This is a genomic window from Massilia haematophila (genome assembly GCF_042647645.1).
In the GTDB taxonomy this organism is placed as follows: domain Bacteria; phylum Pseudomonadota; class Gammaproteobacteria; order Burkholderiales; family Burkholderiaceae_D; genus Telluria; species Telluria haematophila.
On record NZ_JBHRVV010000001.1, the window covers coordinates 2,206,352 to 2,226,897 of the forward strand.

The 20,546-nt window shown below is 69.6% G+C and carries 16 protein-coding genes; 9 read left to right on the forward strand and 7 right to left on the reverse strand.

Going from position 1 to position 20,546, the window contains the following annotated elements; genetic code table 11:
* Positions 1-22 precede the first annotated feature (22 nt).
* The 5 genes from ACFOPH_RS09770 (at position 23) to ACFOPH_RS09790 (ending at position 7,250) form a co-directional block, all read left to right on the forward strand.
* Complete coding sequence (locus ACFOPH_RS09770; RefSeq protein WP_312551987.1) at positions 23-904, forward strand: carotenoid biosynthesis protein; 882 nt, start codon at positions 23-25, stop codon at positions 902-904.
* Entirely contained in the window at positions 901-2,325 is a 1,425-nt protein-coding gene (locus ACFOPH_RS09775; protein WP_379734986.1) for an oxygenase MpaB family protein, read from the forward strand. Before ACFOPH_RS09770 ends, ACFOPH_RS09775 begins: the two co-directional genes overlap by 4 nt.
* Positions 2,322-5,867 carry a hybrid sensor histidine kinase/response regulator gene (locus tag ACFOPH_RS09780; protein ID WP_379734988.1) on the forward strand — a complete coding sequence of 1,182 codons (3,546 nt, stop codon included), beginning with the start codon at positions 2,322-2,324 and terminating at the stop codon, positions 5,865-5,867. Before ACFOPH_RS09775 ends, ACFOPH_RS09780 begins: the two co-directional genes overlap by 4 nt.
* A complete protein-coding gene (locus ACFOPH_RS09785) occupies positions 5,864-6,775 on the forward strand; it encodes a diguanylate cyclase domain-containing protein (RefSeq protein WP_379734990.1) in 912 nt (303 codons plus the stop codon). Before ACFOPH_RS09780 ends, ACFOPH_RS09785 begins: the two co-directional genes overlap by 4 nt.
* A gap of 106 nt (positions 6,776-6,881) precedes the next feature.
* Positions 6,882-7,250: a Fur family transcriptional regulator gene (locus ACFOPH_RS09790; RefSeq protein WP_312553263.1), complete on the forward strand. Its 369-nt coding sequence runs from the start codon at positions 6,882-6,884 to the stop codon at positions 7,248-7,250.
* A gap of 85 nt (positions 7,251-7,335) precedes the next feature.
* Here ACFOPH_RS09790 and ACFOPH_RS09795 read toward each other — a convergent pair whose 3' ends face one another.
* The 7 genes from ACFOPH_RS09795 to ACFOPH_RS09825 all read right to left on the reverse strand — a co-directional run bounded on the left by ACFOPH_RS09795 (position 7,336) and on the right by ACFOPH_RS09825 (position 15,288).
* Positions 7,336-7,746 (reverse strand): MerC domain-containing protein, encoded by a 411-nt coding sequence (locus tag ACFOPH_RS09795; protein WP_312553265.1) that lies wholly within the window; start codon positions 7,744-7,746, stop codon positions 7,336-7,338.
* Positions 7,747-7,798: 52 nt separating this feature from the next.
* A complete protein-coding gene (locus ACFOPH_RS09800; protein WP_379734992.1) occupies positions 7,799-9,883 on the reverse strand; it encodes a TonB-dependent receptor domain-containing protein in 2,085 nt (694 codons plus the stop codon).
* 240 nt (positions 9,884-10,123) lie between these two features.
* A complete protein-coding gene (locus tag ACFOPH_RS09805) occupies positions 10,124-10,456 on the reverse strand; it encodes a YnfA family protein (RefSeq protein ID WP_379734994.1) in 333 nt (110 codons plus the stop codon).
* Entirely contained in the window at positions 10,453-11,100 is a 648-nt protein-coding gene (locus tag ACFOPH_RS09810) for a TetR/AcrR family transcriptional regulator (protein WP_312553271.1), read from the reverse strand. The genes ACFOPH_RS09805 and ACFOPH_RS09810 overlap by 4 nt, the downstream gene beginning before the upstream one ends.
* 60 nt (positions 11,101-11,160) lie before the next feature.
* Positions 11,161-12,204 (reverse strand): HlyD family secretion protein, encoded by a 1,044-nt coding sequence (locus tag ACFOPH_RS09815; protein WP_379734996.1) that lies wholly within the window; start codon positions 12,202-12,204, stop codon positions 11,161-11,163.
* A gap of 46 nt (positions 12,205-12,250) precedes the next feature.
* Positions 12,251-13,843 (reverse strand): MFS transporter, encoded by a 1,593-nt coding sequence (locus tag ACFOPH_RS09820; RefSeq protein WP_379734998.1) that lies wholly within the window; start codon positions 13,841-13,843, stop codon positions 12,251-12,253.
* Positions 13,840-15,288 (reverse strand): efflux transporter outer membrane subunit, encoded by a 1,449-nt coding sequence (locus tag ACFOPH_RS09825; RefSeq protein WP_312549924.1) that lies wholly within the window; start codon positions 15,286-15,288, stop codon positions 13,840-13,842. Before ACFOPH_RS09825 ends, ACFOPH_RS09820 begins: the two co-directional genes overlap by 4 nt.
* Positions 15,289-15,462: 174 nt before the next feature.
* Between ACFOPH_RS09825 and ACFOPH_RS09830 the strand changes: the two genes are divergently transcribed.
* The 4 genes from ACFOPH_RS09830 to ACFOPH_RS09845 all read left to right on the forward strand — a co-directional run bounded on the left by ACFOPH_RS09830 (position 15,463) and on the right by ACFOPH_RS09845 (position 20,440).
* Positions 15,463-16,269 carry an alpha/beta fold hydrolase gene (locus ACFOPH_RS09830; protein WP_379735000.1) on the forward strand — a complete coding sequence of 269 codons (807 nt, stop codon included), beginning with the start codon at positions 15,463-15,465 and terminating at the stop codon, positions 16,267-16,269.
* A 169-nt stretch (positions 16,270-16,438) separates the two neighbouring features.
* Entirely contained in the window at positions 16,439-18,181 is a 1,743-nt protein-coding gene (locus tag ACFOPH_RS09835) for a GMC family oxidoreductase (RefSeq protein WP_379735002.1), read from the forward strand.
* A gap of 90 nt (positions 18,182-18,271) precedes the next feature.
* Positions 18,272-19,624: an MFS transporter gene (locus ACFOPH_RS09840; RefSeq protein ID WP_312549928.1), complete on the forward strand. Its 1,353-nt coding sequence runs from the start codon at positions 18,272-18,274 to the stop codon at positions 19,622-19,624.
* A gap of 42 nt (positions 19,625-19,666) precedes the next feature.
* Complete coding sequence (locus ACFOPH_RS09845; protein ID WP_312549929.1) at positions 19,667-20,440, forward strand: sterol desaturase family protein; 774 nt, start codon at positions 19,667-19,669, stop codon at positions 20,438-20,440.
* Positions 20,441-20,546 lie beyond the last annotated feature (106 nt).

Genomic DNA, 20,546 nt, shown 5'->3' on the forward strand with positions numbered 1-20,546 from the left:
AATACGAATAAAGGATCGCGTCATGAAGTCGTTGCAGCGCCACCTCCCCCGCATCACCTTCATCCTGCTGGCCCTGTCGCTCGCGGCCCTGGCCACGCGCGGCCTGGAAGACACCACGCGCATGCTGATCGTCGGTTCGCTGGCGATGTTCGCCTGCGCCTGGAGCAGCGCGATCCACCTGCTGGGCGGACGCGCGGCCCTGCACTTCGTGCTGATCGCGGTCACCCTCGGCTGGGGCGCCGAGGAGCTCGGCTCGCAATACGGCTGGTTCTTCGGCGACTACACCTACACCGACGTGCTCGGCCCGACGGTCGGCAGCGTGCCCTTCGTGATCCCGCTGATGTGGTTCGTCCTGACCTACATCGCCTACGTCCTCGCCAACCTGATGGTGTGGCAGACCCCGGTCGACGGCGCGACGCCGCTCGGCCAGACCCTGACCCAGTCCTTCCTGGCGGCGATGATCGTCACCGCCTACGACCTCGGCGCCGATCCCTACCTGGTGTTCAAGCTCAAGGCCTGGGTCATGCACAAGCCCGACGGCTGGTGGTTCGGCGAGACCCTGCAGGGCTTCGTCGGCTGGATGTTCGTCTCGTTCACGATCGTCTTCCTGTTCCGCCTGAGCCTGCGCCGCCGTCCACCGGTCGCGGCTGCTACCGTTTCGCGCATCCATACCCTGGTGCCGCTGGCGATCTACGGCGGCAACATGGTGTTCCAGGCCTGCCTCGGCGTGCCGGTCGAGACCCGCACCATCGCCCTGTTCGCGATGGGCATCCCGCTGCTCACCGCGTTGTTCGGCTGGAGCCGCTGGCAGATGCCGGCGCTCGCTGCGGTTCCGGCGGTTCCGGCTGTTCCAGCCACCCCGGCCGCCGCCACGCGCCTGACCGTCGTCGCCCGGGAGGCATGATGGGCGCCATGCTCGATCCGGCCAGCGCGCTCGATCCGCGCTACCGCGCCGATCCGCTGGCCGACGACGCCATCGCGCGCATCCTGGACTGCGGCATCGACCGCTGGCAGGCGATCGACATCGTCAACCGCGAGATCGGCTCCTGGCAGACGAACGGCGCCCTGGCCGGCTGGCGCGCAAGCAGCACCACCCCGGCGCCGGTCGCCGCCGTGCTCGAGGACTTCGTGCGCGCTGCGCGCAGCCTGCCGGCCTGGGCCGACACCGAACTGATCGGCCAGGCCGAGGAGGTGTTCGTCGGGATGAGCGTGCTGTCCTGCACCCTGCTGTTCTGCGCCAGCCTGCCCGAGTGCTACGTGCCGGTCGACCTGGCCAGCGTGCTGCACAGCGCCGGTCAGCTGGAGCGGCATACCGACTACCGGGTGCGCGCCACCGCCGCGATGATCTTCCCGGTGATGCTGCGCGGCGGCCTGAGCGCGCCGGACGGCGGCGGCGTGGCTCAGGTGCTCAAGGTGCGCCTGATCCACGCCACCATCCGCCACCTGATCATGCGCGGCCACCCGGCGGCGGCCGTGGCCGGCGGCGAGCCGGCGGCGCTGCCGCAGCTGATTGATCCGCTGGCGCCCGAAGGCCCCGGCCTGCACCAGACCCTGTACGCGCGCGGCTGGGACGTGCAACGTCATGCCCTGCCCTGCAACCAGGAGGAGCTGGCCTATACCCTGCTGACCTTCCACTACGTGTTCCTGCGCGCCCTGCGCCGCCTGGGCCTGGGCCTCACCGCGCAAGAGGAAGCGGCCTACCTGCACGGCTGGAACGTGGTCGGCCACCTGCTCGGCATCGACCAGGCGCTGCTGGTCGAGGACATGGACGCGGCGGCCGCGCTGTTCGAGCGGCTGCAGGCGCGCGGACGCGAGTCCGCCGCCGCCGGCCTGCCCTACGCGACGCCGGACCCGCGCCCGGCGCTGGCCATGGCCCTGATGCGTGCGATGCAGGACGAGATTCCGTCGCGCCTGCTGAAACCCTTCCCGGTGCTGCTGACGCGCTACCTGTGCGGTCGCCGCAATGCGCGCGAACTCGGCCTCGACGGGCCGGTGGCCCTCCTGTCGCAGGCGCTGTTCGTGCTGGCGATGCTGGCCGTGCGCGGCATCGACTGGCTGGGCCGCCGCGTGCACGCCGGCTTCTCGATCTCGCGCCTGTGCACCCGCATCCTCGGCTACCGCCTCACGGTCAGGCTGCTGATGAACCAGACCCGCCCGCTCAAGCTTCCCGACGCGCTGCTGAACCAGGTCGACCAGGCGGTGCAAGGCTGGGACCTGGACCCGGCGGCGCCGAAGTGGATGAATGCGCTCGAGCAGCGCCTGCGTCCGCCGCAGCCCGCCGCTGCGGGGCAACGCAAACAACGAGAACAACGCGAGGAGGCATGATGGCGCGCGCGCTGCCCGGCTGGTCCATCCTGCGTGCAGCCTGCGCAGCCCCGTTCCTGGTCCTCCTGGTCCTCCCGGTCCTCCTGGTCCTTCTTGTGCTGCCGGCGCCGCCCGCGTCGGCAAGCCCGGCAACCCCGGCGGCGCCGCTGGTGCTCGACGACCGCGTCGGCAAGCTCGAGGCCTGGCCCGCCGTCACCACCCTGGCCGATCCCGGCGGCCGGCTCGACATCGACGCCGTGCTGGCGCGCGGCGCGCAGTTCGCGCCCCCGCGCCTGGCCTATGCCACGCTGGGCGTGCACCGCGACGTGCTGTGGCTGCGCATTCCGCTCGCGGTTCCCGCCGGCAGCGTCGGCCGCTGGATCATGGACATCGACTATGCGGTGCTGAACCGCGTCGAGATGTTCCTCACGGTCGATGGCCGCGTGCGCCAGCACGGCCTGGCCGGCAACCTGCAGCCGCCCGACGCCGCCGCGCGCAGCACGCGCACGCCGGCGCTGCTGCTCGACCTGGTGCCCGGCACGCGCCATGAGCTCTACCTGCGCATCGAGAACACCGGCGCCATGATCCTGCCGATCCGCTTCTCGCAGCCGAGCGTGTTCTACCACGTCGCCGTCGGCGAGCAGATGCTGCAGGGCCTGCTGGCCGGCCTGTCGCTGTGCCTGCTGCTCTACGCGCTGGCCCAATGGATCAACCTGCGCGAGCCGCTGTTCGCCAAGTTCGCGCTGCTGGTTGCCGGCACCTCGCTGTTCTCGGCCGAGTTCTTCGGCCTGGGCAGCCAGTACTTCTGGGGCAACCACGCCTGGCTGAACATCCACGCCGGCGGCCTGTTCGCCCTGATGTCGTCCTGCGGCGCCTACCTGTTCGTCGGCCAGGCGCTGGCCCGTCCCGGCATGGACCGCGTCTTCGGCCGCCTGATGCATACCGGCGCCGCCCTGTGCGTGATCGCGGCGCTGGCCTACGGCTCGGGCCTGATCGGGGTAGACCTGCTGGTCGCGATCGTCAGCACCCTGGGCATCATGCCGATGCTGCTCGGGCTGCCCGGCGCCTTCATGCGCGCGCGCCGCGGCGACCGGGTCGGCATCTACTTCCTGGCCGGCTGGACCATCAGCTTTTCCAGTTCGCTGGTGCTGAGCCAGGTCATCAACGGCGCCCTGCCCGCCAATTTCTGGACCATGCACGCGCTGCAGTTCGGGAACGCGATCGACATGCTGATCTTCATGCGCATCCTGGGCCTGCGCACCAAGGCGATCCAGAACGCGATGCTGCGCGCGGAAGCGGCCACGCGCATGAAATCGGACTTCCTGGCCAACATGAGCCACGAGATCCGCACCCCGATGAACGCGATCATCGGCATGAGCCGCCTGGCCCTGATGGCGGACCCGGATCCGAAGCTGCGCAACTACCTCGGCAAGATCCTCGGCGCCGGCGAGCATCTGCTGGGCCTGGTCAACGACATCCTCGACTTTTCCAAGATCGAGGCCGGCAAGATGACGCTCGAGCGCGTGCCCTTCGACATGGGCGAACTGCTGGAACACCTGTCGAACATGACCGCCGTGAAGACCGACGCGCGCCGCGTCGAACTGGTGTTCCGGGTCGGGCGCGGCGTGCCGGCGCGCCTGCTGGGCGACCCGCTGCGCCTGGGCCAGATCCTGATCAACCTGACCAGCAACGCGGTCAAGTTCACCGAGCGCGGCGAGATCGTGGTCGCGGTCGAGGTGGCCACGCGCACGACCGACGCCGTCACCCTGCGCTTTTGCGTCAGCGACACCGGCATCGGCATGGACGAGGCCCAGCTGGCCCAGCTGTTCCAGTCGTTCAGCCAGGCCGACGGTTCGATCACCCGCAGGTACGGCGGCACCGGCCTGGGCCTGTCGATCTCGAAGCAGCTGGTCGAGCTGATGGGCGGCGCCATTGCGGTGGCCAGCACCCCGGGCGTGGGCAGCAGTTTCAGCTTCACGGTGCAGCTCGGCGTCGGCGACGAGGCCGCGGCAGGTGCCGTGGCAGCGCCGGTCGCGCCGCTGCAGGCCATGCGCGTGCTGGTGGTGGACGACAGCGAGACCGCGCGCGAGGCGCTGGTCGAGATGCTCGACGCGTTCGGCGTGGCCGCGCACGCGGTCGATTCCGGCGAGCGTTCGCTGGCGCTGCTCGCCAGCGCCAGCGAACGCGGCATGCCCTACCAGGTGGTCCTGATGGACTACATGATGCCGGGCTGGGACGGCGTGGAGATGATCCGCCGCATCCACGCCCAGGCCGCGCTGGCGGCGCCGCCGGCGATCCTGATGGTCAGCGCCTGCACCCGCGAAACCGTGCTGCAGCAGGAAGGGCAGCTGCCGCTGCACGGCTTCCTGACCAAGCCGGTCGGCCCGGCCCTGCTCTATCACAGCCTGCTGCAGGTGCTGCGTCCGGATCTGGCGCCGGCCCAGGCCCCGGCGCGGTTCGACACCGGCGCGCGCGAGCTGGCCAGGCTGCGCGGCGCGCGCGTCCTGCTGGTCGAGGACAACAGCAACAACCGCGAAGTGGCGCTCGACTTCCTGGCCGCGGCGCCGGTGCAGGTGGACGTCGCCGTGCACGGGCTGGAAGCGCTGCGCATGGTGCAGGAGCGCGACTACGACCTGGTGCTGATGGACATCCAGATGCGCGAGATGGACGGCCTGACCGCCACCCGCCGCATCCGCGCCATCGAACGCCTGCGCGCGCTGCCGATCGTGGCAATGACCGCGCACGCGATGGCGGGCGACCGCGACAAGAGCCTGGCGGCCGGCATGAACGACCACATTACCAAGCCGATCGACCCCGCGCAGCTGCTGCGCACCCTGCTCGCCTGGATCGACGCCGCGCGCCTGGCCGGCCGGGCCGAACCTGGGATGCCGCTGTCCGATGCCGAACGGGCCGAGTCGGTTGCGTCGGTCGATCCCGTGCTGCTGCCGGCGATCGCGGGCGTCGACTGGGACAGCGCGCTGGCCGGGGTCGACGGCCAGCAGGCGCGCCTGCTCAAGCGCGTGCGCAGCTTCGTCCAGGAATACCGCCAGGCGCCGCGCCAGCTGGCCGAGGCGCTGGCGGCCGGCGACAACGCGCCGCTGCAGCTGCTGGCGCATAACCTGAAGTCGAGCGCGGCCTACGTCGGCGCGCATGCCCTGTCGGGCCAGGCCGGGCAGCTGGAAGCGGCGCTGCGCGGCGGCGACAGCGCGGCATCGGCGGCAGCGGTGCAGGAGCAGGCCAATGCGCTGGCTGCGGTGCTGGCCAATACACTGGCCGCGGTGCTCGACGGCTTCGGCGAACTGGTCAGCCCGCGTGCGCCGCGGGTGGAGGCGCCGGCCGCGCTGCCGGCGCTCGTCAAGCGGCTCGAAGCCTGGCTGCTGGAAGACGATGCGCGCGCCGGCGACGCCGCCGCCGAACTGCGCGCCCTGTTGCCGGGTGAGGAACACGCCGAACTGGTCGCGGCGGTGGCCGCCGCGGTCGAGGATCTCGAATACCAGGCCGCGCTGGCGCCGCTGGCGCAACTGGCGCGCCGCCTCGGCCTGCGCATGGAGGAGCCGGCATGAATACCGAACCGCAAAAGGTCCTGGTTGCCGACGACGACGCCATCAACCGCGACGTCCTGTGCGAGCTGCTGCAGCCCGAGTACACGGTGCTGCTGGCGAAGAACGGCGCCCAGGCGCTCGAACGCGCGGCGCGCCACGTGCCCGACCTGGTGCTGCTCGACGTGATGATGCCCGACATGAGCGGCTACGAGGTGCTGCGCCGCCTGCGCGCCGCGCCCGCCACAGAACACGTGTCGGTGATCTTCATCTCGGGCCTGGACCGCCCCGAGGACGAGGCCGCCGGCCTGAAGATGGGCGCCTCGGACTACATCGCCAAGCCCTTCAACGCGACCGTCGTGCTGGCGCGCGTGGCCCTGCACCTGCAGCTGGTGCGCCAGCGCTGCATGCTGGAACACCTGGCCAACGTCGACGGCCTGACGGAACTGGCCAACCGGCGCCGCTTCGACGAGGTCTATGCGCTCGAATGGCAGCGCGCCCGCCGCACCGGCGAGCCGCTGTCGCTGGCCCTGCTCGACATCGACTGCTTCAAGCAGTTCAACGACCTGTACGGGCATCCGGCGGGCGACAGGGCCTTGCGCGCCGTGGCGCGCGCAGCGGGTTCCCACATGCGGCGCCCGGCCGACCTGGCGGCGCGCTACGGCGGCGAGGAGCTGGTGCTGCTGATGCCGGGCACCGACGCCGGCCAGGCCCGGCACGTGGCCGACACGATCCGCGAGGCGGTGGCGCTGCTGGCGATCGCCCACGCCGGCTCGCGCGCGGCGCCCTACGTCACCGCCAGCATCGGCGGCGCCACCTGCGAGCCGGCTGGCGGCGAGACGGCCAGCGCCCTGTTCGAGGCGGCCGACGCGCACCTGTACCAGGCCAAGCAGGCCGGGCGCGACCGGGTCGTATGGCGCGGCCACGCTTGAGGCGCGCGGCGCGGCAAAGTACCGGCCGGGCGCGAATCGCGCGATAATACGAGATTATCCCTTACCGGATTCACGTTGCCGCCTTGCCGGCCGAAGGACCGATCGAATGGAACGAAACACGCGACAGCGCAAGGCCATCCAGGAATGCATTGCCGCCGCCGGACGCCCGCTGTCACCGCAGGAGATACTCGAACACGCGCAAGGCGCGGTGCCGGGGATCGGCATGGCCACCATCTACCGCAACATCAAGGCCATGCTGGAAGCGGGCGACATCGCGACCGTGTCGCTGCCGGGCGGCGGCGACCGCTACGAGATCGCGGGGCACGAGCACCATCACCACTTCCACTGCCGCGGCTGCGACAAGGTGTACGAGGTCCACGCCTGTCCGGGGGACATGAAGAAACTGACGCCGGAAGGCTTCGTGCTGGAGTCGCACGAGTTGACGCTGTACGGCTTGTGCAGCCAGTGCCGCTGAGCTAGCGAAAGCGGTGGGCACGGGCGCCCACCCTACGATTGATGCATCCCGTAGGGTGGGCGCCCCGTGCCCACCTTCTCCATGGTCAATGCGCCGGCTTGCCATCCCGCTTGGCCGCGACACAACGCTTGCACCCCCGATGGTTGCGCAGATGCGCCCCAACCAGCAGCACGCTGCTGGCAATCGCCAGCGCCGTTTCCGCGCCCTGTCCGTAGCGCGGGCCGACAAGGAAGACCGCGGCCAGGAAGCAGGCCAGCCCCGCCAGCCCGACCGGCAGCACCAGCGGATCGCGGTGCGCCAGGTAGCCGGGCAGCAGCGCCAGCAGCACCGGCAGGGTGACCGCGGCCAGCAGCATGTCGTGGAAGGCGTGGTCGTGACCGCCCAGGCCGAGCACCGGAAAGGCCAGCACCAGCAGCGGCGCGACCACGCAATGGACGAGGCAGAGCATGGAAGCGGCAATGCCCGCGTAGTCGCCCAGCCTGATCAGTTTTTTCATGCGATTCTCCGCAAGGCGTGGCCGGCCACGCCTTGCCTTTTCCTTGTTACGGTCAGAAGACCAGGCGCAGGCCTGCCGTCAGGTTGCGACCCGGCAGCGGCGCCGCGTTCTTGATGAAGGAGGTGTGGCTGTAGGCCAGTTCGTTCGTCAGATTGTTCACGCGCGCATAGAACTGGGCCGGCACGTTGCCGATGCGGGTCGTGTAGTGGGTGCCGATGTTGAGCATGTTGTAGCCGCCGGTCTCGCCCTCGTACTGCGCCACATCGTCCTGGCGGCCGACGCGCACCAGCTCCACCATGCCGTGCCAGGATTGCCAGTCGGCGTTGAACTTCGCGCCGAAGCGGTGCGGCGGGATGCGCGGGATGTTGCGGTTGGCGCCGTCCTCGAAGCGGGCGCGCACCATGTCGCCGAAGACGGTCGCGCTGAAGACCGGCGAGAGCTTGCGCCGCACCTCGCCTTCCAGGCCGGTGAAGGTGGCGTCGCGCTGGGCGTATTCGACCAGCTGGAAGCCTTCGTGGTTATCCAGGGTATTGGCGTAGATGTAGTTCTTCACGCGGTTGTGGAAGGCGCTGAGCGAGAAGGTGGTGGCGCCCGCGAACTTGCGCAGCGTGAGGTCGACATTGTTCGAGGTTTCCCTGGTGAGATTCTCGTTGCCGAGCTCGTAGGTGCTGGTCGCCAGGTGCACGCCGTCGGCGTACAGTTCCTCGGCGGTCGGCAGGCGGTGGCTGCGCGAGACCGAGGCGCGCAGCGAATACTGCGGGCTGAACTTCCAGACCGCGCCGGCAGCCAGCGAGGTGGCGCGGGCATCCGTGTCGCGTTGGGTGTCGCCGTCCACCTCGATGTCCTGCCACTCGTGGCGGGCGGCGGCCTCGAAGCGCCAATCCTGGAACTTGTATTCCTCGGTGACGAAGACGCCGTGCTTCTTCGTGACGGTGGACGGCACATAGGCCTCGTCGCCGACCGTGCTGAAGTCGCGCGAGCTGGTCTGGGCGCCGATCACGCCGCGCCAGCCGGCCAGGGGCTTGTGCTCCAGCTCGACGCGGCCGTCGTGGGCCTTGTTGAAAAAGCTGGTGGCCACGACGCCGTCCTCGAGCTCGTCGTGGCGGTAGTCGGTGATCGAGGCGCGCACGCGCAGCTTGCTGAAGCCGGGCAGCGGCTCGCGGTATTCGCCGCGGATGTCCCAGCGTTCGCTGTCGAGCTTCACGACCGGCGCCGCCTCGCCTTCCTCGTGCTCATGGTCGTGGTCGTGGTCATCGTGTCCTTCCTCTTCCTCGTGGCCGCCGCAATGCAGGTGGTCGCCGTGCGGGTGGCAGGAGCCGAATTCGTGGTGGTGGCCCGGAATGCCGTACTCGGTGCTTTCCTTGGTAAAGGCCGCGCCGAGGTAGCCGCGCTCACCGATCCAGGACAGGCCGACGCTGCCAGTTTCCGTTTTCTTGAAGCTGCCGGCCACGCGCCCGCCCTCTTCCCAGCCGCTGCCGACACGGTAGGCTTTCGCATCGCGCTTGACGCCCTCGGCGTGGATCGCCACGTTGCCCGCGCCGCCGGTCAGCTCGAAGGCGCCGGTCTTCTCGCGCGCCACCGTATTGGCGCGCAGTTCCATCGAGCCTTCGATCGGCTTTTCCGGCATCGCGGTCGGGATCTTGCGGTCCAGGATGTTGACCACGCCGCCCACCGCCCCGCCGCCATAGGCCAGCGCCGATGGGCCGCGCAGCACTTCGATGCGCTCGGCCAGGACCGGCTCGAACGCCACCGCGTGGTCGGGGCTGATGGTCGAGGCGTCCTGGATTTCCGCGCCGTCGGACAGGATCTTCACGCGCGGGCCGTCCATGCCGCGGATCACCGGGCGGCTGGCGCCGGCGCCGAAGTGGCTGGAGGTGATGCCGGGCTGGCTGCCCAGGGTTTCGCCCAGCGTGGATTCGCGGGCGCGGACCAGTTCCCCGCCGCCGAGCGAGGTCACGGGCGTCACCATGTCGTCGCTCAGCACGCCCAGCGCGCTGGCCGAGATCACCACCGTCGGGATGCTGTCCGGATCGGCGTGGAGGCGGGCACTGTCGGTCTGGGCATGCGCGGCCAGGGGGCCGAAGGCCAGCATGAGGGACAGCGTGAGCGGCGTGCGTTTGCAGACGAAGTGAGGCATGGTGCGGTTCCTTATCGGATGGCAAGGGGTTCTTGTTGGTCAGGCCGGGTTCGGCTGAGCTAATTATAATGAGAATTCAGTATCATTAAAAGATGAGAATTCAAAATCATTAGCGACGACCAAGCGGGCCGCATGCGCAAGCGGCGTGGGAACGAAGAAAGCGGGACGGCGCACGACGGCGCCGCAAGGCCCGCGAACGCGGACGGTGCGAAGGAAGGAAGCCGGAGCTGCCCCGGGGCTTCAGCCCTGCCGGCTCCAGCCCGAGACGATGATCGCCATGCCGCACAGGGCGATCGCCGCGCCGGCCCAGTCCAGGGTCGACAGCTTGACGCCGTCGACGAAGCGCAGCCAGACCAGGGCGGTGGCGACGTACACGCCGCCGTAGGCCGCGTACACCCGTCCGCTCGCCGCCGGATGCAGGGTCAGCAGCCAGACAAAGAGCGCCAGGCTGGCGGCGGCCGGCAGCAGCAGCCAGGTCGGACCGCCCTTGCGCAGCCACAGATAGGGAAGAAAGCAGCCGACGATCTCGGCGATGGCGGTGGCGACGAACAGCAGTGCGGTCTTCAGGATCATGGTGCGGCCTGGTCCCGGTGCGCGTCGCGCAAGGCGCGCAGGGCGACCCCGATCAGGTCCCCCGCGCGCAGCTCCGCGTGCAGCTGCATCGCGTTGCCGTAGGTGAGTTCCATCACCAGCGCCCCCAGCACCAGCGGCGCGACCGGCGAGCGTCCTTCCGGGAAGATCTTCGCCAGGCGCGAGCCGACCGCCTTCCACTGTTCGTCGAACAGGCGCCGGTGGCGCTCGCTCAAGGCGGCGTCGTTGCGCGCCAGGCGCGTCAGGTCCAGCACCAGCAGGCGCAGGTCGGGCTCGTGCTGCAGCCCACTGGCCCAGGCGCAGACGGTGGCGATCGCCTCGTCCGCGCCTGAAGCCGCATCCAGGCGCCGGCACAGCTCGTCGGCCTGGCCGCCGGCGTAGTAGTCGAACAGTTCGAAGAACAGCTCGTCCTTGGACGCGAAGTTGGAGTACAGCGCGCCCTTCGAGTACCCCGCCTCTTCCGCGATACGGTCGACCGAGGCGCCGGCATAGCCCTCGCGCGCGAACACGACGGCGGCCGAGGCCAGCAGGCGCTCGCGGGTCTGGGCCCGGCTCTGCTCGCGCGTCAGGCGGGCGGGCCGGCTGGGCACGGGTTGTTCCTTGTTGGCGGCGTCGCGTTCGGTCATGGTCCTCTGTTCTCTTCAAGCCGGCGCTGGCGCCGGGATCGCGGAAGCGGCAGCCGGAAGTCAGTGCGCGCCGCCCTCCAGCATCACGGTCGGCGTCACCGACATGCCGACCTTCAGCAGGCGCGACGCATCCTGGCCCGGATCGATGAGGATCTTCACCGGCAGGCGCTGCACCACTTTCGTGAAATTGCCGGTCGCATTATCCGGTGCAATGGGAGAAAAGGAAACACTGCTGGCCGGCGCCAGGCTGGCGACATGGCCGTGCAAGGTCGTACCGGGCAGCATGTCGACCGCGATGTCGACCGCCTGGCCGACGCGCATGCCCGCCAGCTGGGTCTCGCGGAAGTTGGCTTCGACATAGGCCGACTGCAGCGGCACGATGGCCAGCATGGCCGCGCCGACCTGGGCATAGGCGCCGACGCGCACGGTGCGCTGGCCGACCACGCCGTCGATCGGCGCATGGATCCGCGTGTACGAGAGGCGCAATTGCGCCGCTTCGAGCGCGGCCTTGCTGCGCGCCACCTGGGCTTCGCCCTGGGCCACCTGGGCCTCCAGGATCCCGACCTGCTGGCGCGCGCTGGACAGCGCCGCGACGTCGGCCTTGTGCTGGGCGGCCGCCGCTTCCGCTTGCGACTCGGCCTGCTGGCGGTCCTGCAGGGTGGCCGAACCGTCGGAAGACAGGTCGCGGTAACGCGCTTCGTTCGCCTGCGCGAACTTCAGGGTCGCGTTGCCGGCGGCGATCGCGGCGGCGGCGCGCTCGATGGCGCTGCCCTGCTGGGCGATGGCGGCGCGCAGGCGCGCCAGGTCCGCTTCGGCCTGGGCCAGGTCGGCCTTCGCCATGTCCACCGCCACCAGGTAGTCGCGGTCGTCGATCCGCGCCAGCAGCTGGCCCTTCTTCACCGCCTGGTGGTCCTCGACCAGGACCTCGGCGACGTTGCCCGCGACCTTGGGCGCGACCAGGGTGTAGTCGGCCGAGATATAGGCGTCGTCGGTGCTCTGGCGCGGGCCATGGCCCCCACCGTAACTGTACGAATAGGCGCTGCCGACCAGCACGGCGGCGAGCAGCACGGCAACGGTGATTTTTGCGGTTTTTGGTAGCGACATGGTTTTCCTTGATGATGTCGGTATGGTTCTTGGTGATTCTTTGTTCTTAGTTGTGCTTCGGAGGCAGGGCCGGCGGCGCGATGTACTGGAGCGAGAGCACCAGCGGCACCAGCAGCAGCGCCAGCACGCCGAGCACGAGATAGCTGTCGGCGATCGAGAGCACGAAAGCCTGGTGCGAGACGCGGTGCGCCACGCCGGCCAGCGCCTCGGGCGGCAGCGCGCCGGCCAGGCGCGGCCCGTTCGCAGCCCCGTCCAGCAGCACGTTGGCGTGCATCGCTTCGCGCACGGCCAGCAGGCGCCCGACCACGGCGCTGCCGACCAGGGTGCCGAGCACGCGCAGGGCGTTGACGATGCCCGAGACCTGCGGCCCTTCCATCGGCTGCACCACACTGGTGGCCAGGAACAGCAGCGAGATCACGGCCATCGGCTGGCCGAAGGCCTGCAGCGCCTGGGCCAGCACGAACTGGTCGGCCATCCAGTTGGGCGTAATGCGCGACCCGGCCAGGCAGGCCGACGCGATCAGCAGCAGGCCGGCCGCGAACACGTAGCGCGCATCGATCCATTTCTTATAGAGCAGCCAGGACACCGCCGGCCCGAGCACGAACTGCGGCAGGCCGACTTCCAGCCCGATCACGGCCAAGTGCGGCGTGCGGAAATGCCAGGCGTGGCCCAGGTAGTTGGCCGGCAGCAGGGAGCTCGACAGCAGCACGACGAGCAGGCCGACGAAGACCGTGAAACCCAGGCCGAGGTTGCGCCGGCCCAGCAGTTGCAGTTTGATGAAGGGCATGGGGTGGAACCATTCGCAGACCAGGAAGATCGCCATCAGCCCTCCTCCCGCGCCGAACAGCCAGCACACCAGGGGGCTGTTGAACCAGTCCAGGCGCTCGCCCTGGGTCAGGCCGATGCCGATCATGACCAGGCCCGCCAGGCCCGCGACGAGACCGGGCAGGTCGATCTGCCTGAAGCGCTCCAGGCGCACCGGGTCCTGGGGAATGCCCCAGGCCACGGCCCACAGCGAGAACAGCGCCAGCGGCACGGTCTGCCAGAACAGCAGCTGCCACATGTGCAGCCCATCGGTCCAGGCGGCGGACAGCCAGGTCGCGACGTTCGGCGCGAAGGTCGCGGTCATCGCGTACAGGGCCAGGCCGTACAGGCGCAGCGGCAGCGGGAAGAAGCGCAGCGCCGCGGCCATCAGCACCGGGATGAGCAGGCCGCCGAAGAAGCCCTGCAGGCAGCGCAGCGCCAGCAGCACGGTCACGTTCGGCGCCAGCGGCGTGAGGATGCCGAACAGCGCGAAGCCTGCCACCACCGCCAGGTGATAGCGGCGGAACGAGAAGGTCACGGCGAACCAGGCCGAGAACGGCATCGCCGCCAGCTCGAAGGCCGCGTACAGGCTGTTGATCCAGCTGCCGTCGTCCACGCCCATGCCGAAGGCGGTGCGGATGTCGGCCAGGGCCAGGCCGCCGATGCGGCTGTTCAGGCCGGACATCATGGCGGCCACGAAGACGCCGAACACGCCGGTGAGCAGGCGCGCACCGAAGGGCTGGACCGCGGGCGCGGCGGCCGGCGGGACGATTGCCGGCGCCGGCGGCGCGCCGTTCGCGCTCGCGGCGGGTGCAGCGAGGGGATGCGCCGTCATGCCTGCGGCTCCCAGCCACCACCGAGCGCCTTGTACAGCGCGACCATGGCCAGCGCCATCTCGGTGCGCCCGCGCGAAGCGGCGTTCTCGCTGTCGAGCAGGCGCTGCTGGGTCACCAGCACGGTGAGATAGTCGGCGGCGCCCTGGGCATAGCGGCGCTCGGCGTGGGCGAGCGCCTTGCGGTTTTCCAGCACGGCGACGTCCAGCCGCTCGGCGCGCTGCTGCACCCGGCGGTAGCCCGACAAGGCGTCGTCGACTTCATGCCAGGCGGCCAGCACCGTCTTTTGGAAGCCGATCGCCGCTTCCTGCTGGCGCGCCTCGGTCAGGGCCAGGTTGCCTGCCAGGCGCCCGCCCTCGAAGACCGGCAGGTGCAGCACCGGGCCGAGCGCGAACTGGCGCGCGCCCCAGTCGCCCAGGTTCGACAACGACAGGGCCTGGAAGCCGAAACTGCCGTTCAGGCTGATGCTCGGATAGAAATCGGCCCTGGCCACGCCGATCGCCGCGGTCGCCGCGTGCAGCCGGGCTTCGGCGCGCAGGATGTCGGGACGGCGGTGCGCCAGTTCCGAGGGCAGGCCCACCGGGACTTCTGCCGGCAGGCCGGGCAGTCCGGCAGCCGGGGACAAGCGGGCGTCGAGCGCGCGCGGCGGTTTCGCCAGCAGCAGCGCCAGCGCATTCATGAGCGCGTCGCGGCGCTGTTCCAGCTCGGGAATGGCGGCCTCGAAGCTGGCCAGCTGGGCTTTCGAGACCGAGGTGTCGAACTCGGTGGCCACGCCCTGGGCGCGGCGGCGTTCGGCCACGTGCAGGCTCTTGGCCGCGATCTCGGCGTTCGAGCGGGCCACGCGCAAATCGTTCTGCGCGCCGCGCAGCTCCAGGTAGACGCGCGCGACCTCGGCCGTCATCGACACGCGCATCGCGGCGGCGTCGTAGTGCGCGGCCTCGACCTGGGCGGCGGCCCCCTCCTGCAGGCGGCTCGCGCGGCCCCAGAGGTCGAGCTCCCAGCTGGCGTCGAAGCCGGCCTGCGACAGGCTGAAGGGCGAGGACGCGGTCTTCCCGGCCAGCGCATTCGTACCCTTCTCGCTGGCGCGCTGGCGCGTGTAGGAGGCGCCGGCGCCCACGCTCGGCAGCAGGCTGGCGCCGCTGACCTGCAGCGCGGCGCGGCTTTGCTCGACGCGCGCCGCGGCGGCCTGCAGGTCGAGATTGGCGGCGATCGCTTCGCGTTCGAGTTCGACCAGGACGGGGTCCTTGAACAGCGCCCACCAGGATGGGTCGAGCGCTGCTTCGACCGTCTTGCTCGGCTGGGCAACATCGGCCGACGCGAACGAGGCCAGGGCGGCCGGCGTGTCGGGCCGGCGAAAGTCGGGGCCGGCCGTGCAGGCGCTCAAGACAAACAGGCAGGCAGACAGGCAGGCGGACACGCCGGGGCGCAGACGGATGGAAGGGCTCATGGGGGACGATTGCACGAACAGGCAGGAAAAGCGGGCGCGCATTATACCGGTCGGTATCTGAATTACGCAAGGTATCCGATTCGGCAGCCGTGCCGGTTCGCCATGCTAGAATGCCCCGCATCCCGGCCTGCCGGACTTGCCGGCGCGCTCCTGCCAACCCATCCGCTTCCAGCCATGCCGACTTCCCCGCCCGACCTGCCTTCCGACTTTGCCGACGTCGCCTGGCGCGGCCGCATCCTGCGCCACGAAATCGCCTGGGTCGGCCTGCCCGACTCGCGCTACCCGACCGTCGTCTTCCTGCACGAAGGCTTGGGCTCGGTGGCGCTGTGGAAGGATTTTCCCGAGCGCTTCTGCCGCGCCAACGGCCTGCGCGGGCTGGTGTACTCGCGCTATGGCTACGGCCGCTCCACGCCGCGCCCGCTGGACGAACCTCTGCCCTTCGACTTCATGCACCAGCAGGCCTGGGAAGTGCTGCCGGCGCTGCTGGCGCAACTGGGCATCGAACGTCCCTGGCTGTTCGGGCACAGCGACGGCGCCTCGATCGCGCTGCTGCACGGCGCGCATCACGATGACACTCTGAGCGGGATCGTGGTGATGGCGCCGCACATCATGGTCGAGGACATCGGCCTGGCCGCGATCCGCCAGGCGCGCAGCGCATTCCTCGAAGGCGCCTTGCGCGAACGGCTGGCGCGCCATCACCTCGACGTCGACTCGGCCTTCTGGGGCTGGAACGATGCCTGGCTGGACCCGGCGTTCGCCGCCTGGGACATCCGCGAGGAAGTCGCCCGCATCCGCGTGCCCCTGCTCGCGATCCAGGGCGAGGACGACGAATACGGCACGCTCGAACAGGTGCGCGGGATCGCGCGCCTGGCGCCGCAGACGCAACTGCTGATCCTGCCGGGGTGTGGGCATTCGCCTTACCGCGAAGCCGCCGGGCGCGTCATTGCCGAGGCGGGCCGCTTCATCGTCGAGCACTCCTGAGCACGTCGGGGCGGCCCGGCCCTGCCGTGATCCATCAGATTAATTGATATTACATATAAACAAACATTATTAGAACAGATGGCCGTTCCGCGTTACCCTTCTGTCATATAAGCAGCGGCATGGCAGCTCGACGGCGCCGTCCCTGCACCAGACATGGAAGGAGACGCACGTGGAGACGGCGCAGGAACGATACGACTACCTCATCGTGGGCGGAGGCTCGGCAGGCTGTGTGCTGGCCAATCGCCTGTCCGCCGATCCCGGCGTGCGCGTCGCCCTGATCGAAGCCGGCGCCGACACCCCGCCCGGCGCGGTGCCGGGCGAGATCCTCGACAGCTACCCGATGCCGCTGTTCTGCGGCGACCGCTACATCTGGCCGGCGCTGCAGGCCCGCGCCACCGCCGGCTCGCCGCTGAAGGTCTACGAACAGGGCCGGGTCATGGGCGGCGGCTCGAGCATCAACGTCCAGGCCGCGAACCGCGGCCTGCCGCGCGACTACGACGCCTGGGCCGAAGGCGGCGCGGCCGGCTGGAGCTGGAACGAGGTGCTGCCCTGGTTCCGCAAGCTCGAACGCGACCTCGACTTCGGCGCGTCTCCCCTGCACGGCAACGCCGGGCCGGTGCCGATCCGCCGCATCGGGCCCGCCGACTGGCCGCGCTTCTGCCACGTCTTCGCCGATGGCCTGAAACGCACTGGCCTGGACTACCTGGCCGACCAGAACGGCGAATTCGGCGACGGACTGTTCCCTGCCGCCTTCTCGAACATCGACGACCGCCGCGTCTCGACCGCGGTCGGCTACCTCGACGCGGCCACCCGCGCCCGTCCCAACCTGACGATCCTGGCCGGGATGCGGGTCGAACGCCTGCTGATCGAGGGCGGCGCCGCGCGCGGCGTGAACGTGATCGACGCGGCCGGCACGCGGGTGCGCTTCGATGCCGGCGAAGTGATCGTCTCGGCCGGCGCCCTGCAGTCGCCCGCCCTGCTGCAGCACGCGGGCATCGGCGACGCCGCCCTGCTCACCGCGCTGGGCATCCGCGTCGTCGCCGACCTGCCTGGCGTCGGGCGCAACCTGCAGGACCATCCGGCCCTGACCTTCTGCCATTTCCTCGACCCGGAATTCCGGATGCCGCTGTCGCGCCGCCGCGCCAGCATGACCGCCGCCCGATTCTCGTCCAATGTGGACGGCTGCGAAGCGTCCGACATGTACCTGTCGAGCGCGACCCGCGCCGCCTGGCATGCACTGGGCAACCGCCTCGGCCTGTTCTTCCTGTGGTGCAACCGGCCCTACTCGCGCGGCCAGGTCCGCATCGCTTCGCGCGACCCGGGGCTGCCGCCCGAGGTCGAACTCAATCTCCTGTCCGACGAACGCGACCTGCGGCGCATGGCCGTCGGCGTGCGCCGCCTGGCCGAGGTGGTCCAGAACAGCGAACTGCACCGCCACGCCGGCGACTTCTTCCCGGCCGCCTTCTCGAAGCGCGTCAAGGCGCTCAGCCGCCATACGCCGGCCAATGCCCTGCTGACCCGGGTGCTGGGCGCCGCGCTGGACGTCCCGGCGCCGCTGCGGCGCTGGATCGTCGAGCGCTTCGTCACCGGCGGCCAGCGCATGAGCGCCCTGCTCGCCGACGAGGCGGCCCTGCATGACTTCATCCGCAGGAGCGTGTTCGGCGTCTGGCATGCCAGCGGCACCTGCCGCATGGGCCCGGCGAGCGAGCGCGATGCCGTCACCGATGGCGCGGGCCGGGTGCACGGCGTGCCGGGCCTGCGCGTGGTCGACGCCTCGCTGATGCCGCGCCTGCCTTCGGCGAACACCAACATCCCGACGATCATGATGGCCGAGAAGATCTCCGACGCCATCCTCGCGGCGCGCCGCGCCGGCCACAGCCCGCGCCGGAGCGCGCTGGCCGAAGGCGGCTGACACTCCCCCAGCCGCGAGCCCGATAGCAGTTCCAGCAGCAAATCCATGGCGCCGCAGGCGTCGGAAGTCATACATACCTAGGAGACGAAAATGGCTGTGCTCACCAACCAAACCCTCATCACAGAGCGGGAAAACAACCGCCATACACTCAGGGCAGTGGTCGCCTCGTGTATCGGCTGGTCGCTCGACCTGTACGACCTCTTCATCCTGCTGTTCGTGGCGCCGATCATCGGCAAACTCTTCTTCCCGTCCGAACACGCGATGCTGTCGCTGGCGGCGGTCTACGCCTCGTTCGGCGTCACCCTCCTGATGCGCCCGCTCGGCTCGGCCCTGTTCGGCTCCTATGCCGACCGCAAAGGCCGCAAGGCGGCCATGATCGCCTCGATGATCGGCGTCGGCGTCTCCACGGCCGCCTTCGGCCTGCTGCCGACGGTCGCCAGCATCGGCATCGCCGCGCCCATCCTGTTCATCATCCTGCGCCTGATCCAGGGCGTGTTCGTGGGCGGCGTGGTGGCCGCGACCCACACCATCGGCACCGAGTCGGTGGCCCCGCGCTGGCGCGGCGCCGTCTCCGGCCTGATCGGCGGCGGCGGCGCGGGCCTGGGCGCCCTGTTCGCCTCGATCGCCTATTACGGGCTGTCGGCGGCCTTCCCGGGCGAGCAGTTCGAGGAATGGGGCTGGCGCTGGATGTTCTTCACCGGCATCATCAGCGCGGTGCTGGGCATCACCATCTTCAGCAAGCTCGAAGAATCGCCGATGTTCAAGAAGCTGCAGGAAGCCAAGGCCCGCAGCAAGGCGGCAAGCGCCCCGATGGCCAACCCGGTCCGCACCCTGTTCAGCGGCCAGTACCGCAACGTCCTGCTGGTCAACCTGCTGCTGACCATCGGCGGCGGCGCCGGCTACTACCTGACCTCGGGCTTCCTGCCGACCTACCTGAAGGTGGTCAACGGCACCCCGGCCGAAACCGCGGGCTTCATCCTGATGCTGGCCAGTATCGGCGTGATCGTCGCCTCGATCGCCACCGGCCACCTGAGCACCCTCATCGGCCGCAAGAAGACCTTCGTCTGGGTCGGCGTGCTGCGCCTGATCCTGTTGCCGGCCATTGCGCTGCTGATGCCGGGCGTGACCGACGCCGTGACCCTGGGCTTCTACGTGATCGTCTTCAGCATGCTGGGCAGCATGGGCTATGCGCCGATCCTGATCTTCCTGAACGAGCGCTTCCCGACCACGATCCGCGCCACCGGCACCGGCCTGTCCTGGAACATCGGCTTTGCCATCGGCGGCGTGCTGCCGACCTTCGTCTCGCTCGCCTCGCCGATGCCGGCCGATGTGCCGATGTCGCTGGCCCTGTTCCTGACCGGGATCAGCGTGCTGTTCCTGATCGGCGCCCTGGTCGTGCCCGAGACCATCGGCAAGCTGGACGAACCGGCCGAGCAGCACTGAGCATCGCACGTATCGACAGAAATCAACATGGAGGAGACAGCCATGCATGCGAAAGACCAGAAGATCCATGAACGCTCCCACCGCTTCCGCCAGGACTACGTCGCCGCGACGCCGTCCTGGTACCGGGGCGAGATGCACCTCGGCTTCACCCTGCTGTTCACCGGCGGCGTGATCGCGTACTGCGCGCTGCAGATCGAGAACGCGCGCTGGCAGGAGTGGATGATCGTGCTGCCGATCTTCCTGTTCGGGAACTGGGCCGAATGGGCGGCGCACCGCTACCTGCTGCACCGACCGAGCAAGTACTTCAATGCCGTCTACAAGCGGCATTGCGCGGTGCACCACCAGTTCTTCACCCACGTGACCCTGGAGTACGAAGGCCAGCGCGAATGGCGGGCCCTGCTGTTTCCGCCCTTCGCCCCGGTGATGTTCGTGCTGGCGGCGCTGCCGCCGGCCCTGCTGGTGGGCTGGTTATGGTCGGCCAACGCCGGCTACATCGCGATGCTGACCATGGCCGCCTACTTCCTGATGTACGAGGCCCTGCATACCGCCTCGCACGTGGTCGACAGTCCTTTCCTCGACCGCCTGCCGCTGGTGAACACGGTGCGGCGCATGCACGTGATCCACCATCATCCGGAACTGATGGCGACCCGCAATTTCAACCTGACCTTCCCGATCTGCGACGCCCTGTTCGGCACCAGCGACCTGAAGAAAGGCTTCTGGCGCACCCTGTTCCATGGCAGCGGCCACGCCGGGATGGGCGAGGAGGAAAAACGCGCGCTCGGCATCGAAACGCGCGACACCGCCGGCCATCGGTAACACCGGACACGGGCGACAAACCGGACTGGGTTCCGAGCATCACGATTTCTGATGGATAACTTCATTAAACATTATTTGTCGTGATGCGTAGCCATCCTTATACTGA

What these genes read in the sequence shown, in the direction of transcription:
- ACFOPH_RS09800 (WP_379734992.1), bottom strand. Translation starts at nt 9,883, where the DNA reads ATGCCTCACTTCGTCTGCAAACGCACGCCGCTCACGCTGTCCCTCATG.
- ACFOPH_RS09840 (WP_312549928.1), top strand. Translation starts at nt 18,272, where the DNA reads ATGGCTGTGCTCACCAACCAAACCCTCATCACAGAGCGGGAAAACAAC.
- ACFOPH_RS09785 (WP_379734990.1), top strand. Translation starts at nt 5,864, where the DNA reads ATGAATACCGAACCGCAAAAGGTCCTGGTTGCCGACGACGACGCCATC.
- ACFOPH_RS09830 (WP_379735000.1), top strand. Translation starts at nt 15,463, where the DNA reads ATGCCGACTTCCCCGCCCGACCTGCCTTCCGACTTTGCCGACGTCGCC.
- ACFOPH_RS09845 (WP_312549929.1), top strand. Translation starts at nt 19,667, where the DNA reads ATGCATGCGAAAGACCAGAAGATCCATGAACGCTCCCACCGCTTCCGC.
- ACFOPH_RS09810 (WP_312553271.1), bottom strand. Translation starts at nt 11,100, where the DNA reads ATGACCGAACGCGACGCCGCCAACAAGGAACAACCCGTGCCCAGCCGG.
- ACFOPH_RS09825 (WP_312549924.1), bottom strand. Translation starts at nt 15,288, where the DNA reads ATGAGCCCTTCCATCCGTCTGCGCCCCGGCGTGTCCGCCTGCCTGTCT.
- ACFOPH_RS09775 (WP_379734986.1), top strand. Translation starts at nt 901, where the DNA reads ATGATGGGCGCCATGCTCGATCCGGCCAGCGCGCTCGATCCGCGCTAC.
- ACFOPH_RS09790 (WP_312553263.1), top strand. Translation starts at nt 6,882, where the DNA reads ATGGAACGAAACACGCGACAGCGCAAGGCCATCCAGGAATGCATTGCC.
- ACFOPH_RS09820 (WP_379734998.1), bottom strand. Translation starts at nt 13,843, where the DNA reads ATGACGGCGCATCCCCTCGCTGCACCCGCCGCGAGCGCGAACGGCGCG.
- ACFOPH_RS09780 (WP_379734988.1), top strand. Translation starts at nt 2,322, where the DNA reads ATGATGGCGCGCGCGCTGCCCGGCTGGTCCATCCTGCGTGCAGCCTGC.
- ACFOPH_RS09805 (WP_379734994.1), bottom strand. Translation starts at nt 10,456, where the DNA reads ATGATCCTGAAGACCGCACTGCTGTTCGTCGCCACCGCCATCGCCGAG.
- ACFOPH_RS09795 (WP_312553265.1), bottom strand. Translation starts at nt 7,746, where the DNA reads ATGAAAAAACTGATCAGGCTGGGCGACTACGCGGGCATTGCCGCTTCC.
- ACFOPH_RS09815 (WP_379734996.1), bottom strand. Translation starts at nt 12,204, where the DNA reads ATGTCGCTACCAAAAACCGCAAAAATCACCGTTGCCGTGCTGCTCGCC.
- ACFOPH_RS09770 (WP_312551987.1), top strand. Translation starts at nt 23, where the DNA reads ATGAAGTCGTTGCAGCGCCACCTCCCCCGCATCACCTTCATCCTGCTG.